Annotated in this window: 15 protein-coding genes; 11 read left to right on the top strand and 4 right to left on the bottom strand. The window is 49.9% G+C overall.

Translation table 11 applies throughout. From position 1 onward, the window contains the following. The gene (locus A37S_RS0100765) at window positions 1–489 is read left to right on the top strand and encodes a thioredoxin family protein (protein WP_036600826.1); all 489 of its coding nucleotides are present in this window, start codon (window positions 1–3) and stop codon (window positions 487–489) included. Between the two features lie 19 nt (window positions 490–508). Continuing rightward, window positions 509–1,252 carry an AAA family ATPase gene (locus A37S_RS0100770; RefSeq protein WP_028295347.1) on the top strand — a complete coding sequence of 248 codons (744 nt, stop codon included), beginning with the start codon at window positions 509–511 and terminating at the stop codon, window positions 1,250–1,252. 259 nt (window positions 1,253–1,511) lie between these two features. On the opposite strand, the gene A37S_RS0100775 is transcribed toward A37S_RS0100770, so the two are convergent. The 3 genes from A37S_RS0100775 to A37S_RS23105 all read right to left on the bottom strand — a co-directional run bounded on the left by A37S_RS0100775 (window position 1,512) and on the right by A37S_RS23105 (window position 2,401). Next, window positions 1,512–1,940, bottom strand: a complete 429-nt coding sequence (locus A37S_RS0100775) for a putative toxin-antitoxin system toxin component, PIN family (RefSeq protein ID WP_028295348.1) — start codon at window positions 1,938–1,940, stop codon at window positions 1,512–1,514. Further along, window positions 1,927–2,142 (bottom strand): hypothetical protein, encoded by a 216-nt coding sequence (locus A37S_RS26955; protein ID WP_028295349.1) that lies wholly within the window; start codon window positions 2,140–2,142, stop codon window positions 1,927–1,929. The genes A37S_RS0100775 and A37S_RS26955 overlap by 14 nt, the downstream gene beginning before the upstream one ends. A gap of 64 nt (window positions 2,143–2,206) precedes the next feature. Then, complete coding sequence (locus A37S_RS23105) at window positions 2,207–2,401, bottom strand: DUF433 domain-containing protein (protein WP_211229696.1); 195 nt, start codon at window positions 2,399–2,401, stop codon at window positions 2,207–2,209. A gap of 530 nt (window positions 2,402–2,931) precedes the next feature. Here A37S_RS23105 and A37S_RS0100795 point away from each other — a divergent pair. The 9 genes from A37S_RS0100795 to A37S_RS0100835 all read left to right on the top strand — a co-directional run bounded on the left by A37S_RS0100795 (window position 2,932) and on the right by A37S_RS0100835 (window position 15,089). Then, window positions 2,932–4,221 (top strand): TolC family protein, encoded by a 1,290-nt coding sequence (locus A37S_RS0100795; protein WP_028295350.1) that lies wholly within the window; start codon window positions 2,932–2,934, stop codon window positions 4,219–4,221. Next, the gene (locus A37S_RS0100800; protein WP_084163703.1) at window positions 4,218–5,330 is read left to right on the top strand and encodes an efflux RND transporter periplasmic adaptor subunit; all 1,113 of its coding nucleotides are present in this window, start codon (window positions 4,218–4,220) and stop codon (window positions 5,328–5,330) included. Before A37S_RS0100795 ends, A37S_RS0100800 begins: the two co-directional genes overlap by 4 nt. 5 nt (window positions 5,331–5,335) lie before the next feature. After that, on the top strand, window positions 5,336–8,440 hold the full coding sequence (locus A37S_RS0100805; RefSeq protein WP_028295352.1) for an efflux RND transporter permease subunit: 3,105 nt from the start codon (window positions 5,336–5,338) through the stop codon (window positions 8,438–8,440). A gap of 51 nt (window positions 8,441–8,491) precedes the next feature. Next, window positions 8,492–9,190 carry a response regulator transcription factor gene (locus tag A37S_RS0100810; RefSeq protein WP_036600773.1) on the top strand — a complete coding sequence of 233 codons (699 nt, stop codon included), beginning with the start codon at window positions 8,492–8,494 and terminating at the stop codon, window positions 9,188–9,190. Then, window positions 9,174–10,535, top strand: coding sequence for a sensor histidine kinase (locus A37S_RS0100815; RefSeq protein WP_028295354.1), 1,362 nt, complete (start codon window positions 9,174–9,176; stop codon window positions 10,533–10,535). The genes A37S_RS0100810 and A37S_RS0100815 overlap by 17 nt, the downstream gene beginning before the upstream one ends. Before the next feature lie 21 nt (window positions 10,536–10,556). Next, complete coding sequence (locus tag A37S_RS0100820) at window positions 10,557–11,537, top strand: NAD(P)H-quinone oxidoreductase (protein ID WP_028295355.1); 981 nt, start codon at window positions 10,557–10,559, stop codon at window positions 11,535–11,537. Between the two features lie 470 nt (window positions 11,538–12,007). Beyond that, the gene (locus A37S_RS0100825; protein ID WP_051292615.1) at window positions 12,008–13,174 is read left to right on the top strand and encodes a COG1470 family protein; all 1,167 of its coding nucleotides are present in this window, start codon (window positions 12,008–12,010) and stop codon (window positions 13,172–13,174) included. 3 nt (window positions 13,175–13,177) lie between these two features. Continuing rightward, window positions 13,178–14,137, top strand: coding sequence for an ABC transporter ATP-binding protein (locus A37S_RS0100830; protein WP_028295357.1), 960 nt, complete (start codon window positions 13,178–13,180; stop codon window positions 14,135–14,137). Next, entirely contained in the window at window positions 14,121–15,089 is a 969-nt protein-coding gene (locus A37S_RS0100835) for an ABC transporter permease (RefSeq protein WP_036600775.1), read from the top strand. Before A37S_RS0100830 ends, A37S_RS0100835 begins: the two co-directional genes overlap by 17 nt. Before the next feature lie 159 nt (window positions 15,090–15,248). Here A37S_RS0100835 and A37S_RS0100840 read toward each other — a convergent pair whose 3' ends face one another. Further along, window positions 15,249–15,608, bottom strand: a complete 360-nt coding sequence (locus tag A37S_RS0100840; protein WP_028295359.1) for a cupin domain-containing protein — start codon at window positions 15,606–15,608, stop codon at window positions 15,249–15,251. Window positions 15,609–15,659: the final 51 nt, after the last annotated feature.

The following is a 15,659-nucleotide window of genomic DNA, read 5'->3' on the forward strand; positions in this document are numbered from 1 at the left end:
ATGAAACAAATTAGCATTATCTGCCTCTTCTTTTTGTTTTGTGCGGGAGCCTCTGCCCAGGAAACTAAGGCCGAACTGTACCATCCCGAAGCCGATGCCAAGGCCGATATCGAGAACGCCGTACAGAAAGCAGGGCGGGAGGGAAAGCACGTCTTTTTACAAATTGGGGGCAACTGGTGTTCTTGGTGCCTGGCCTTCAATGGGCTGGTGACATCGAACGATACCTTGCGCAATTATATAGCGGAAAATTACGAAGTAGTGCACGTTAACTACAGCAAGGAAAACAAAAACGAAGCCGTATTGGCTAGCTTGGGGTATCCACAGCGTTTTGGTTTCCCTGTTTTTGTGATTCTGGATGGTCAGGGAAATAGGCTCCACACGCAAAACAGTGCCTACCTGGAAGAAGGAAAAGGACATAGCGCCAAGGAAGTGCTGTCATTCCTGAAAGCGTGGTCGCCCAGTGCCTTGGATCCAAAGAGCTATCAGTAGGTTTTTTACATTTCGAACCATGCCTGCACTGTCCGAGATCATACTGCCATCCGCACAGGCCGATGTTTACCCGTTCAACATAGCTAGCCTGAAGAATGGATTCCGACTGTCGCTAAAGAGCAATGTCACTTTTTTTGTAGGAGAAAACGGATCGGGCAAATCGACGGTGCTGGAGGGCATTGCCGAACACTGCGGTTTCAACCTCCGGGGTGGCAACAGAAACCACAACCTGAATACGGGTTATCGTTTTGAGGGTTACGAATCGCCCTTAGCGGGGAGTCTTAAGCTGGTGTGGTCGCCCCGTCGCATCACGGAAGGTTTCTTTATGCGTGCGGAGAGTTTTTTCAATTTCGCCTCCTACATCGATGAGCTGGCGGAGGATGAAGACAACGAGCGAGAAAAAGTGCTAGCTCCTTATGGCGGAAAATCCCTTCACGAACAATCGCACGGCGAGTCTTTCCTCTCGCTTTTCACCAATCAGTTTGAATCGGGCATTTATATCCTCGATGAGCCGGAGGCTGCGTTGTCTCCAGCGCGTATATTGTCCTTTATATCCATCATCCATGAGCTGGAACAAAGTGGCCGGGCACAGTTCCTGATAGCCACGCATTCCCCCCTATTGATCTGTTACCCCAATGCGAGCATTTTCCAATTTGACGAATCGGGTGTCCACCAAACCACCTACCAGGAGACCGAGCATTTCCAGCTGACTAAATCCTTTGTGAACAATCCCGATGCATATTTGAAGCATCTGATGAGGTGATCTGCTGGGCTATGCCTTCTAATCGTCATCGTCTTCCCGACCCACTTAAATAAGCATCTGATATTGGCATAAGACCTAAGTGCTTGTCTATTTCTCATCGCTCAGCACAAATACATCCACTTCACGTTCTTCCTCGATGATGTTCAGGGCGTAAGTGCTGATTTACTTTTCTTATGGAGCAAAATGATGCACGGATTCGGGGAGCTCCATATCGATTTTGTCGGTATATCCGGTCTCGTCCACAAAGGGCTTCTCTTTGTCACCGACCTTCAGTCATCAGATCAAGAAAATCGGTTAAGGTTAATATTTTGGTGCGGCCAAATTTTTCGATGTCCAATAAATCCTTGTCGCCTGTCAGCAGATAGTCCGCCTTTCCATCCTTGGCTAGTGCCAAGAGAAAATTATCTTTAGGATCCCGACAGATGATCACATCACTTTTAACGGTAACGATATCTATAAAAGCATCAAAAGCCTCGAGCATGTCGGTCAGTGCGTCTCCCGTGAAATACTTGCGAAGTTTGGGTTTATTAATTGTCGCCTCAATTTCCTCGATAAGCTCGAAGCTGAACAGTATACGTACCATGTTGGTGTACAGTAATATATCCAACAGATGGTATTTCTTCGAGATGATAAAACTAATCCACAGATTGGTGTCTACGATAATATTGGCAGGTCTATTTTTCGCCATATCTTTCTGCTCTGACTTCCTCAACGAGATCGGTGATTTCATCAAGACCAGGCGAAGAAATAGCATTCCTCCTCCTCTGCCTAAGATAAGTCTTTAGTTTGGATTCTGGCTCGTTAGTGACCTTGATGAGCTTCAAGTCCTGCATGCCTTCAATCAGCTTCAATGCATTGGGGTTCAATATTTCAATTCTGATAGTCGACATAGTGTCAAATATAGTGTTTTTTTAATACAAAGTCAATTTGAAAGATTTCTTAACCATCTTAAGCTTAAGCCACGCTGATTTTATGTTCTCTGTCAGCTGCAAATGCCAAGCACGCTCTAATCTGTTCTTTCGTCAGTTCTGGAAAATCGGTCAAGATATCCCCTTCCGACATGCCATTAGCAAACCAACCCGGCACATCGTAAACCGAAATGCGCGTACCTTTAATAAAAAGGCTTTCCAAACCTGATTTGGGGTCCAATAATTATGTATTCTTTGTAATTGACCATGTCCAAAACCTTTGATAAACAAACTTATATAAAAATAGCGATTCACAAATACAGAAAGACAAAGATCGTAAAAAGCAAATTTACACAATCCATCCTAATTCAAATCCTGGTAATGGCCGAGACCTAAGTGCTTTAAATCAATTGGCAAAAAGAACTTTGAACGCATTGAAACCAAAAAAGAGGCTGCCTAAAGGTACAAGTCGTCATCTCAGCTAGTCCCGTTTCACGGGAACCGAAGCGGAGAGACCAGTGTACAGGCACTGATTCATCGATTACGCTCGGAATGACGAAATCTCGTACTTTTTTAGACAGCGCCTAAGTACCTGTCTATTTTTCATCACTCAGCACGAATACATCCACTTTACGTTCTTCCTCAATGATTTCCAGGCCATAGCCAATGGAATTTGGATTGTCAAATGGGGATAAGACACAGGTGTCTAATCTACTTCTAATATTGCCCTAAGTGTTATCTAATGGAGGCCCGATTACATTTGGCCTCATCATGAAAACAGCCATTGGAAAGCACTTCCTCTATTTCCCTTTATTATTGCTGTTATGCGCAGAAGCCGGGGCGCAAACTGCCGTAGATACCATAAGCATTAGCGAAGACCGGGCCGAGGCGCTGTTCTTGGAAAGCAACCTGCAGCTCTTGGCCGAAAAACTGAACATACAGCAAGCCGATGCCCGGATATTGCAGGCAAAGGCATGGCCCAATCCGACCTTTACATTGGACGAGGTAAATCTGTGGAGCAATGCCACCGTAGAGCCTTCTCCAGCTATCGTCGGTGGTTTGGGGCGCAATCAACAGTTTGCCGCGCAGTTGGAACAGTTGTTACTGACGGCCCGAAAACGAAAGAAAAACATAGCCTATGAGGTGCAGGGGAAGGAGCTGTCCGAGCGTATGTTCACGGATTTGCTGCAATCGCTGAAGGCCGAGTTCAGGCAGGAGATGGCCGAGCTTGTCTATCGGCAAGCGATAAAAAACGACCTACAGCAGCAGTACGAACTTGTTAACGAGCTTGAGCGGGCGCAGTCGGTGCAGCAAGCTTTCGGAAACATATCGCAGGCAGAGCTCATGCGCATCAAGGCCTTACGGCTATCGCTCTTGCAGGCACTCCATGAGCTGGACAAGGAACTGGGTGAGAACCAGAAAAACCTAAAAACGCTCATGGCACTGCCCCCTAACAGTTACCTGGTTGTCCAGCCTTCACAGCCTAAAATAGCCGAACTGCGCAAGCTTGACTTGGGACAATTGCTGTTATCGGCACAGGAGAACAACCTGCCTATCAAGGTAGCTGAAAGTGAAAAAGCGCTCCATGTGGCCGCTCTTTCCATCGAAAATGCCAAGAAGGTACCCGACATCACCGCCCACGTCAATTATGACCGCAACGGCAGCACGATGCTCAATTTTGTAGGCATCGGTCTTTCGATGGATCTGCCATTCTTTGATCGCAACAAGGGCAATATACGGGCCGCCCAGTTGGAAGTAAAGAAAAGCGAGTACCTGCTCACAAACCGGCGCCTAGAGATGGGCCATGCCGTCACCAAGACTTGGCAAGATCTGCAGCAGTCCCTATTGCTGTACGAACAGATGGATACGGAGTACATAGATAAGCTATCCAATATGTCTGCCGGCATGGCTAGGCAATTCCTGAACCGCAATATCAACCTGCTGGAGTTTTTGGACTTTTTCGAATCTTTCAGACAGAGCAAGGAACAATATTACGAATCCATCAAGAACATCAACATATACCGAGAAGAATTGAACTACTTAACAGGATTGTCACTATGAGAAACAAATATGATCGATCGGGGCGAGCGCTGTGTCTCTGCGCGATATGGTTGTGCTGCTTGGCCTTAGTTTCCAGTTGTAAGGGGCCTCAGGAAGAAGAAGAGGCTGCGAGTACCTGTCCCTACGAGGAGATAGAAAAAATGATTGACACAATAAACGTCCAAACTGCGCAGCAGTACCAGACGCTGCAGCTCACGGGAAGTGTGGATTACAACCCCGAGCAGGTGTACCGTTATGTGCCATTGCTTACGGGAGTGGTAACGACGAGCCATTTTGCCTTGGGCGACTATGTACGCAAGGGGCAGGTACTGCTGGAAATCGGGAGCCCGGAAATCACCGAAATCAGTGCCTCTCTGGCAGAAGCGGAGACAAGGCTCTTGACGGCCAACAGAAACCTGCAATCGCAACAGGCATTGTATAAGGATGGCGCTGCTTCCGACCGTGATGTGCTAGAAGCAACGGTGGAGGCCAATGCCGTACAGGCCGAGATAAGAAAACTAAAACAAAGCCTTCAAATATACGGAGGTAGCCTGGTGCAGGGGCAGCTGGTCGTCAAGTCCGAGATAAGTGGCTATGTCGTGGAAAAAAACGTGGTGAAAGGGCAGCAGATTGCCCCTGGTGAACCCTTGTTCGTACTGGGCAATCTCGAAAAAGTATGGATATACGCCAATGTCTATGCCGGAAACCTGGGCCAGATCAAGGATGGACAGCTTGCGGAGATCAGCACCACGGCATGGCCCGGACAGGTGTTCAAGGGCAAGATAAACCGGATGTCCAATGTCTTCGATCCCGAAGAGCGCGTACTGAAAGGGGTCATTGAGCTGGATAACCGACAAGGGCAGTTGAAGCCGGGCATGATGGCTACTGTCAGCGTGCGTTTGGACGATAAGGAAGAAGTAGTGGCCGTTCCCTTGAAAGGGGTCATATTTGACCTCGATAGGTATTATGTGGTAAAGATGCCATCTACCTGTCAGTACCTCATACAGGAAATTCACCCACTGTATCAGGATAGCCAGTTTTACTACATCGCCAAGGATGAGCTTCCCATCGAGGAAGCTTTGGTAGGCAAGAATAGCCTGCTTGTGTACAATAAATTAAGGGGGAGGTAATCGGCATGGTCAAATTTACCGAAAAGATAGTAGGCTTTGCCCTGAAGAACCATGTCATGGTCTTGTTCTTTGTGATACTCTTGGCCGCGGCAGGTGTTTATGCGTACAAGCATACGCCCATAGAGGCTTACCCAGACGTGACCAATACCCGCACGCGCATCATCACCCAATGGCCCGGGCGCAGTGCCGAAGAGGTAGAGAAGTTCGTGACCTTACCCGTTAGCAAGGAAATGAACAGTATCCCCGGCAAGACGGAGGTACGTTCTATTTCGCTCTTTGGGCTATCGGTGGTCACTGTAAATTATAGGGACGATATCGATGATTTCTATGCGCAGCAGTACACCGCCAATCGCATGCGGGCCGTAGACCTGCCCGAAGGGGCCGAGGCGGAAGTAGAACCTCCGTATGGCGCTACGGGCGAGATCTTGCGCTATGTCATCAAGGCACCCGCGACTATGCCTATCCGAGAAATATCGGCTTTGCAGGACTGGGTGGTAGAAAGGGAGTTGCTGGCTGTCCCCGGAGTGGCAGATGTGGTCAGTTTCGGGGGGGAGGAAAAGATGTACGAAATCCAGGTGAGTCCCACGGAGTTGGCCAATTTTGGCCTGACGGCCCTGGATGTCTTTGAGGCCGTTTCCAAGAGCAATGTCAATGTAGGTGGCGATGTCATTCAGCGAGGTGCACAGGCCTATGTAGTACGTGGTATCGGTCTGCTCGACAAGCAGAGCGATATAGAGGACATCTTCATCAAGAACAATAACGGCGTGCCCGTACTGGTAAAGCATGTGGCCCAAGTGGCCGTGAGTGCCAAGCCGAGACTGGGGCAGGTGGGGCTGGACGGAGCGGATGATCTCGTGGAGGGCATTGTAGTGATGTTGCGTGGAGAAAATCCAAGTGAGGTCGTTGACTTGTTGAAAGCTAAAATTGCAGATATGAATGAGCACCTCTTGCCGCAAGATGTGCGCATAGAAGTATTTCACGACAGGAGCGGTCTAGTCGAAAAAACGATAGGTACGGTGAGTAAGAATCTGTTGGAAGGCATATTCCTGGTGTCGGTCGTGGTCTTCGTCTTCCTCTTTAACTGGCGTACGACTATTATCGTAGCTTCCGTCATCCCGCTTGCCTTTCTGTTTGCCATCCTGATGCTACGCATACAGGGGCTATCGGCCAATCTGATTTCCATAGGTGCGGTAGATTTCGGTCTGCTGCTGGAGGGTACGATGGTCATCGTAGAGCATGTCTTTGTGAGCCTCAGCCAGAAGGCGGAGCAACTGGGCATGTCCCGTTTCAACCGCATTAGCAAGTCGGGCATCATCCGCAGAAATGCCAAGGGAGTAGCCAAGTCCATCCTCTTTGCCCAAGTGATATTGATAGTAGCCTTGCTGCCTATCTTTACCTTCCAGAAAGTAGAAGGCAAGATGTTCGCTCCTTTGGCCTTTACCCTGGGCTATGCCCTATTGGGTTCCCTCCTGCTCAGTCTCACCTATGTGCCGGCCATGTGCAAGCTTTTGCTCAACAAGAACGTGGTGGATAGGCACAATCCCATTACCGAGTTCATCCGAAAGGGCGTATTTGCGCTCTTCTCTGTGGCCAGCAGGTATAGAAAAGCCACCATTGGGCTTTTCCTACTATTACTGCTGCTTTGTGGCTATGGCTTCACCCGGATAGGGACTGAATTCATACCTCAGCTGAACGAGGGGGCCCTCTACATCCGGGCCACCCTGCCTAATAGTGTCAATCTGGACGAGTCTGTACGGCTGACACAGGAAATGAAGGATAAGCTGCGTCGATTTGATGAGGTGAAATTTGTACTGACGCAAACCGGTAGGCCCAATGATGGGACAGACCCTACCGGTTTTTTCAACATCGAGTTTCACGTGCAGCTCCAGGATGAAAAAGATTGGGCGCGGCCAATCGGCAAAGAGGTGCTGCTGCAGGAGATAGAAAACGAACTGCATGTCTATCCGGGTATCGTGTTTGGTTTTAGTCAACCCATCATGGACAACGTGGAGGAATATGTGGCCGGCGTGAAGAGCTCTTTGGTGGTGAAGGTCTTTGGCGATGACCTCTACCAACTGGAGGATGTAGCTGATAGTGTCGCCGTGCAACTGGCCGCCATCAAGGGCATTGAGGACCTGAACATATACCGCAATATAGGTCTGCCCGAGCTGCGGATTCGCTTGAGCGAAGCACGGATGGCACGCTATGGCATCTCCGTGGCCGATGCCCAGGCAGTGGTAGAGATGGCCATAGGGGGCAAGGCCGCCTCCACCTATTACGAGGGAGAGCGCATGTTCGACATCCGGGTGCGCTATGAAAAGGCTTTTCGGGACAATGAAGAGCAGATCAGGAATATCTTGGTGCCCGGCATCAACAACACCAAGGTACCGCTGTATGAAATAGCCGAGATCGGTTTTCACAATGGTCCCGCCTTCATCTACCGCGAGGGAAGCAGCCGCTATATCGCCGTGGGCTTTTCGGTGCGGGGGCGGGATCTGGGAGGTACCGTCGCAGAGGCACAGGAAAGGGTCGGCAAGTACGTGCAGCTGCCAGCCAACTATCGGATGGAATGGGCAGGGGAGTTCGAAAATCAAGAGCGCGCGCTTGCCCGCATGGAGGTCATTGTACCCATTTCCCTATTGCTCATCGGTTTTCTGCTGTACCTCAATTTTGGCAACTTGCGCGATACGTTCATTTCCCTCATCACCATACCCTTTGCTTTCATCGGGGGCTTCATATCGCTCTGGCTCACGGGTACGGTATTCGGCATCTCGGCAGGTATCGGCTTCATCATCCTCTTTGGTGTGGGCACCATAGATGGCATCATCCTCCTAAGCGTGATGAAAGAACACCTGCAACAGGGAAAAAAATTGCGAGACGCCATTGCCGAGGGGGTGTATGAACGCATCCGTCCCGTATTTATGATTGCCGTTATGGGCTCTTTAGGACTCTTGCCGGCCGCCATGTCGCACGGCATGGGCTCCGAGATCCAGAAACCCCTGGCCATTATGATCGTGGGGGGGCTGCTCGTCTGTATGTTCTTGAGCTTGGTGGTGCTGCCACAGGTTTTTTATTTTGCCTACAGGCGCAAGAAGGGTTTGCGTATTTGAGGTTGAATGGTTAAATTTCGGGCAATTGCGTGGAGAAAAAGAATAGTGAACATGGCCAGGATACTGCTAGTAGAAGATGACGAACGCGTGGCGTCTTTCATCCAGAAAGGATTGGAAGAGCATACGCACTCGGTGTTGCATGTAGGCAAGGGATATGAGGCCATTGGTACGACGGCTATCCATACATTTGATGCTATCATACTGGATATTATGCTGCCGGATATAGATGGTATCAAGGTATGCCAGCTATTGCGGCAGAATGAACAGACCATTCCCATCCTCATGTTGAGTGCATTGGATAGCACCGGAAACAAGGTGATGGGACTAGAGGCCGGGGCAGATGATTATTTGGCCAAGCCTTTCCATTTCGAGGAGTTGCTGGCCCGTATTCAGGCATTGCTGCGGCGTGTAGCCTTTCAACGTGGTATCTCGGATATGTACCGCTATGCCGATCTGGAATTGGACCGCAGTGAACTGGCCGCAACGCGCCACGGTAAACGGTTGACCCTCTCGCCCAGGGAATTTAAGCTATTGGCTTTCCTGATGGAGAATAGGGAGAAGACACTTTCCCGTGTCCAAATTGCCGAGGCCGTGTGGGACATGCATTTCGATAGCGGCACCAATGTGGTAGACGTGTATATCAATTACTTACGAAACAAAATAGATAAAGGCTTTGCTTTTCCATTGATCCATACCGTAAAAGGGAGAGGCTATCTGTTCAAAGACAAATCGCATGAGCTTGAAAGCTAGACTGGTAAGGAATGCTATTCTGGTAGTTGCCCTGGTGCTCGGCTTTGTATTGGTAGGTACCTATTGGCTATTCAGCCGGCAGGTGCATCGGCTATTCTTTGAGAGCCTCAATCGGACGGCCACCACAGCTGCCATGTACCACCTGGAAAGGGATGAGTTTAGCGAGGGAAGGTTCCGTTCGGTGGAGCAAAGGTACCGACGCATCTATCAGGCATCCATTCGTTTCTTCGATGAGGAGAATCGCATGGTCTTTGAGTTCGATTCACTGAATTATGTCATCCCGCTCAAGGAGATCGAGCTTATCAGGTCCAAGGGCGAATCGTCTTTCTCCTTGGGCGAGCGTCAGTTTTCGGGATTGTACTATCGCGATAATCAAGGCGATTTCGTAGTAATTGCTTCCGATGTGGATAAAGAGGGAACGGATCAATTGGAACGCCTGAGGTGGATTTTTATCACCTTCTTTTTTCTAGGTTTAATAGGTACTTTTTTTCTCTCGCTGTTATTGGCAAAGGAGACATTCAATCCCTTTTACCGCGTCATGGAGGAGGTCAATGCCATTACGGACAGGAATCTGCACAAACGGATATCCCTGCCCAAGGGGAAGGAGAATGAACTGTATCAGCTCGTTCTCTCTCTCAACCGCTTCTTGGAACGCATAGAAATTGGTATAGATGCGCAGCGCCATTTCCTTAAGCATGCTTCGCATGAGCTCCGTACACCACTTACGGCGATTATAGGCAGCTTGGAAGTGACCCTGGCAAAAGAAAGAAATGTGAGCGAGTATGAACAAGAAATGCGCTCCATACGAAGCGATGCCGTACATATCATGGACGTATTACAGGCTTTGCTTACGATCTCTGGATTGCGTGACGACGGACACGAGCTGGATATGGAATGGCTTCGCCTGGACGAATTGGTGTGGGACATTCTTGACCGGAGAAAGTTATTGCAGAAAAGTACCGCCGTCAATATGGATTTATCTGCAATAGAAAAGCCGGAGGAGCAATTGACCATAAAAGGCAATCGCGATCTGTTGACCATTGCCATAGGCAACCTGATAGACAATGCCCTGAAGTTTTCGGACGAGAAACCTGTTGTCGCACAGTTTTTGATGAAAGATGGGCAATTGTGCCTCAGTATTCAGGATAAGGGAGTTGGTATTGCGGCGGAAGATAGCGCATATATCTTTGACCTGTTTTACCGAGGGAAGCGTACCATACATGTCGCCGGCACGGGCATAGGGCTTCATCTGAGCCGTATCATCTTTCAGCGACATGGCATTGCATTTGAGGTTCTGACGGAACTGGATGTGGGAACGTCATTCCTTTTATACTTTGCAAAGTAAAAACTCAAAAATGTGAAAAACATGAAGGCTATAGTAATCAGTGCGCCGGGCGGGCCAGAAGTATTGCGATTGGAGGAACGCGACAAACCTTCATTCGCTGTAAATGAAGTGTTGATAAAAGTAAAGGCGGCGGGGGTAAATAGGCCCGACGTCTTTCAGCGAAAGGGAAACTATCCAGCGCCGCCGGGTGTTCCTGCCGATATTCCCGGACTGGAGGTTGCCGGCACGATAGCCGCCTGCGGTGTCGATGTGGAGCAGTGGAAGGTGGGCGACAGGGTATGCGCTTTGGTGGCGGGCGGCGGCTATGCCGAATATGTGGTGGTAGATGCGGCGCAATGCCTGCCTATTCCCCTTGGTTTCAATTTTACGGAAGCGGCAAGCTTGCCCGAAACGGTATATACCGTATGGTCCAATGTCTTCCAGCGGGGCAGGCTATCACCCATGGAGACCTTGCTGGTGCATGGCGGTAGCAGTGGCATAGGTATTACGGCCATCCAGCTGGCAAAAGCCTTTGGCGCCAAGGTTTTCGTGACGGTGGGCAGTGATGAAAAGGGAGCGGCTTGCCTACAGTTGGGAGCGGACCGATATGTGAATTACAAGTTGGAAGACTTTGCCGAAGCATTTGCCGACGATGGGGTGGATGTCATCCTGGATATGATAGGAGCCGAGTATTTCGAGCGCAATATCCAGGTGCTGAAAACCGAGGGAAGATTGGTGTTTATCAATGCCATGAAAGGCAATGCCGCCACCTTGGATATCATGAAAGTCATGCGCAAACGCATTTCCATCAGTGGAAGCACATTGCGTAATAGGGAAACAGCGTTCAAAGCGGCACTTACCAAGGAAATAGGGGAAAAGGTATGGCCCATCATGGAAGCAGGGGAGTTCAAGCCCGTTATCTATAAGACCTTCCCGCTAGAAGAAGCCTACCAGGCGCACGCACTGATGGAGAGCAGCGCGCATATCGGCAAGATCGTCTTGGTGGTGGATGACGAAAAGTAGGCCCCAGCATTTAACCCACAGCGCGGTCCCTTGCCCCGAAACTGGAGCTAGTACAGTGAAGAAACTAATGCAACTGGCTCAAGTTTAAGGGCAGGTCAGGTGGGCAAAGCCTAACTTGGGCCAGAACAATACATCAAAGCTTGCAGCTTTATGTCCTCATGCCTCGAAGTTTCAAACTTCGGCTTATTGGCCAAGCACCAGTTGATCCGCAGCGCAATCCCTTGCCCCGAAACTGGCGCTAGTTAAAGAGGAAATGTAAAGAAATGTTAAATTTTGCATTTCTGCCTGCCATGCTCTTGCAAATTTCTTGTCAAATATAAAATTTTGCATTTCAATTTTTGGTTATCAGCCTAGCGGTGTTGACCTGATTTATGAGTGGGTGATGTTCCTGAACTTGGATCCGCTACCGCCATGATAAACCTTATTAAGTTCTTTTTATTCATAATGTATTGTTAGTCATCTTAAAATCTATGCTTGCATTTTTATCGTTGGCACGTGCAAAGAAGCTTAAATCGTGCTTGGTTTATTTGTTCTTTTTAGGGTTTATGGGTTCCCCTTCCCTTGGTTTGGCACAGGGTGTCACGCTTTATACGCCTTATACCAAGATTTCCGTACCACCCGGCCAATCCATTGACTATTCCATTGACATTATCAATAACGGCAGTGCTGTGCGCAATGCTTCACTTACCGTGGTAGGCCTCCCCAAAGACTGGCCATACGAGCTAAAGTCCGGTGGCTGGAGCGTGGGGCAGGTATCCGTGTTGCCCAAGGAGCGCAAAAATGTTTCCCTGCAGGTACAGGTGCCCTACAAGGTGAACAAGGGGAGCTATACCTTTCAGGTGGTGTCTCCCGGCATGGGGCAGTTGCCCCTGACGGTGGTGGTATCCGAGCAAGGTACCTTCAACACGGAATTCAACAGTACGCAGCCCAATATGGAGGGTGCGGCCAATTCCACGTTTACCTTCAACGCCACGCTGCGCAATAGTACGGCCGAAGATCAGGTCTATGCCTTGCAGGCACAGGCTCCTCCGGGATGGAACGTCTCCTTCAAGGCAGATTATAAGCAGGTGTCGTCCGTGAATATCGAATCGTATAAGACCAAGGACATCACCATCGAAATAAAGCCCACCGACGATACCAAGGCCGGCAAGTATAAAGTGCCCGTGATCGCTACTACCAATGGTACATCGGCCGATTTGGCCTTGGAGGTGGTAGTGACCGGTTCCTATGCCATGGAACTGACCACGCCCAGCGGACTGCTGAGCGGGGAAATCACGGCTGGAGATACCAAAAACATAGACCTCACGGTCAAGAATACCGGATCGGCCGAAATAAAGAACGTGCAGCTCCAATCGTCTGCTCCCTCCAAATGGGAGGTGACCTTCGAGCCGCAGAAGATAGACAACCTCATCCCCGGAGGCTATGTCAACGTGAAGGCGTCCATCAAGGCGGACAGGAAGGCCATACCGGGCGATTACGTGGTCAATATCGATGCCAAGGCAGCGGAGACCTCCTCAAAAGTAAGCTTCAGGATGGCCGTCGAAACCTCGCTGTTGTGGGGCTGGCTGGGCATTTTGATCGTTATCCTGGCCTTGGGAGCAGTCTATTATCTGTTCAAGAAATACGGAAGGAGGTAAGCCGTGTCTGACGTAATTGAAATCAATGGGCTTACCAAGCGATACGGCAGCCTGACGGCCGTAGACCATTTGGATCTGACGATCAAGAAAGGAGAGGTCTTTGGCCTGCTGGGGCCGAATGGGGCAGGTAAGTCGACCACCATCCTGATGATGCTCGGCCTTACGGACCCGGATGCGGGCACGGTGCAGGTCTGCGGCATCAATGCCACGGTAAACCCCATAGAGGTTAAAAGAAGGGTAGGCTATCTGCCCGACGACGTAGGGTTTTACGAAAACTACAGCGGACTGGAAAACCTTTTGTACACTGCCCGCCTCAACAGGATCAGCGGGGAGGAAGCGGAGGCTAGGGCCGACAGGCTCCTGGAGCGTGTGGGGCTTAGCGATCATGCGGGCAAGAAAGCAGGGAAATACTCCAGGGGGATGCGCCAGCGGCTGGGCCTGGCCGATGTGCTTATCAAAAACCCCGAGGTCATTATCTTGGACGAGCCCACCTTGGGTATAGACCCCAAGGGGGTGCGGGAGTTTCTGGACCTCATCGTGCAGCTTAGCAAGGAAGAGGGCATCACGGTGCTGCTTTCCTCCCACCACCTGCACCAGGTACAGCAGGTATGCGACAGGGTAGGGCTGTTTGTCGAGGGCAAATTGCTGGCCGAAGGCGATGTGCCCACGCTTTCCAGGAAGCTTTTTCCCGAGCAGGCCTTTGAGGTGGAACTAGGCGTATCTGGCGCGACCTTTGAGCAGGTGAGAACGGTCTTAGCGCCGCTGGAAGGCATTGCCTCTGTCACACAGGCACCACAGGAACTTTTTCACGTGGCCTGCCACCAAGACCTTACGGCACGGATAGCCCATAGGCTGGTGTCGTCCGGCTTGGAGCTGGTGCACCTGACCCATAGGGAATACGGCCTGGACGAGATCTATAATCGGTATTTTGAAGGAAAGGAGGCCTATGGCAAGCTTAGCTAATAAGCCATTGCACCCATTTTGGGTGATCGTGAACAAGGAAATAAGGGACTATGTGAGCAGTTGGCGTTTCGTCATCCTTTTGGTACTCATCCTGCTCACCTGCTTTGGTTCCCTGTACACTTCCATCACTAATCTGGGCAAGTCCATCAAGGCCGATGATCCGGACGGGGCTTTCTTTTTCCTGAAGCTCTTTACCGTCTCGGATGGCTCGTTGCCTCCTTTTCACGTGTTCATCGGTTTCTTGGGGCCTTTGCTGGGCATTGCCCTGGGCTTTGATGCCATCAATTCCGAGCAGCATGCCGGTACATTGAGCAGGGTAATGGCACAGCCCATCCATCGCGATTACCTCATCAATGCCAAGTTTGTGGCGGCTCTCATCGTCATCGGCACCCTGTTCTTCGCATTGGGTTTCATGGTCATGGGGCTGGGGCTGTTCATCGTGGGTATTCCCCCTACGGCTGGCGAGTTTCTGCGCATCCTGTTCTTCTTGCTCCTGAGCGTGCTGTATGTGGCCTTCTGGCTCAACCTGTCCATCCTGTTTTCCATCAGGTTCAAGCAGGCCGCCACATCGGCCCTCACGGCGATAGCCATATGGTTGTTCTTTACCGTGTTCTATCAGATTATAGTCAATCTGATAGCCAGGGCTATCATACCGGACGGGGCTTCCTCGCCGCAGCAAATGATGGCCTATCAAAACTTGGTGATGAACATGCTGCGCATAGTGCCCAGCCAGCTGTATAGCGATGCGACGACGACCTTGCTCATGCCTTCGGTGAGGAGCCTGGGGCCGCTCACCATGGAGCAGGTGTACAGCGCCATTCCCAGTCCATTACCCTTGGGGCAAAGCCTGCTGCTGGTATGGCCGCAGCTCACGGGCCTCATAGCGGCTACCGTGCTTTGCTTTGCGATATCCTACTACCTGTTCATGCGCAAGGAAATACGGTCTAGGTAAGAGGTTAGGTTATATATAGATTACTCTATTTGGCTATTTGGCGGCCGTCTCCTGCGTTTGTGCAACACAAATGCAGGAGACCGCTTTTTTTTGCTGTATTTGCTTTGTCTAATTCCGGGTCGTTTTTTACCAAAATATAACTCGTCCATGCCGTATGGTTTATGATTGCTCATCAATTGTAGTTCTGTCGTTATTTGTTGTCGGTTGGGAGATTACAAGAAATTCAAGTTGTTCCGTGGTCTCATTCGCAATAAAGTGTCTGGTTTTGGGTTGGATTAATAGCCCTTTTTGTTCGGTTACAATTATTTTATTCCCATCTAAATAAAAAGTTGCAGCACCTTTGAGTATGTAGAAAAATTGCTGAGCATTGACATGAAAATGTGATTTTTCCCTTGTTTCACTCGGCATACTTTCCTGTTTGACCGAAAGTCCAACAGTATCTGCTAAAACCCAACTATCACAGTTGTTGCCCCACAAATAATGTTCTGCTGTTTGTTTGTCAATTATTTTTTCTGTCATAAGTGTTCCATCAAAATTTGCAAATAACGGGCCGCGTATTGGCGATGGGCG

The sequence above is a fragment of the Olivibacter sitiensis DSM 17696 genome, from assembly GCF_000427965.1.
In the GTDB taxonomy this organism is placed as follows: domain Bacteria; phylum Bacteroidota; class Bacteroidia; order Sphingobacteriales; family Sphingobacteriaceae; genus Olivibacter; species Olivibacter sitiensis.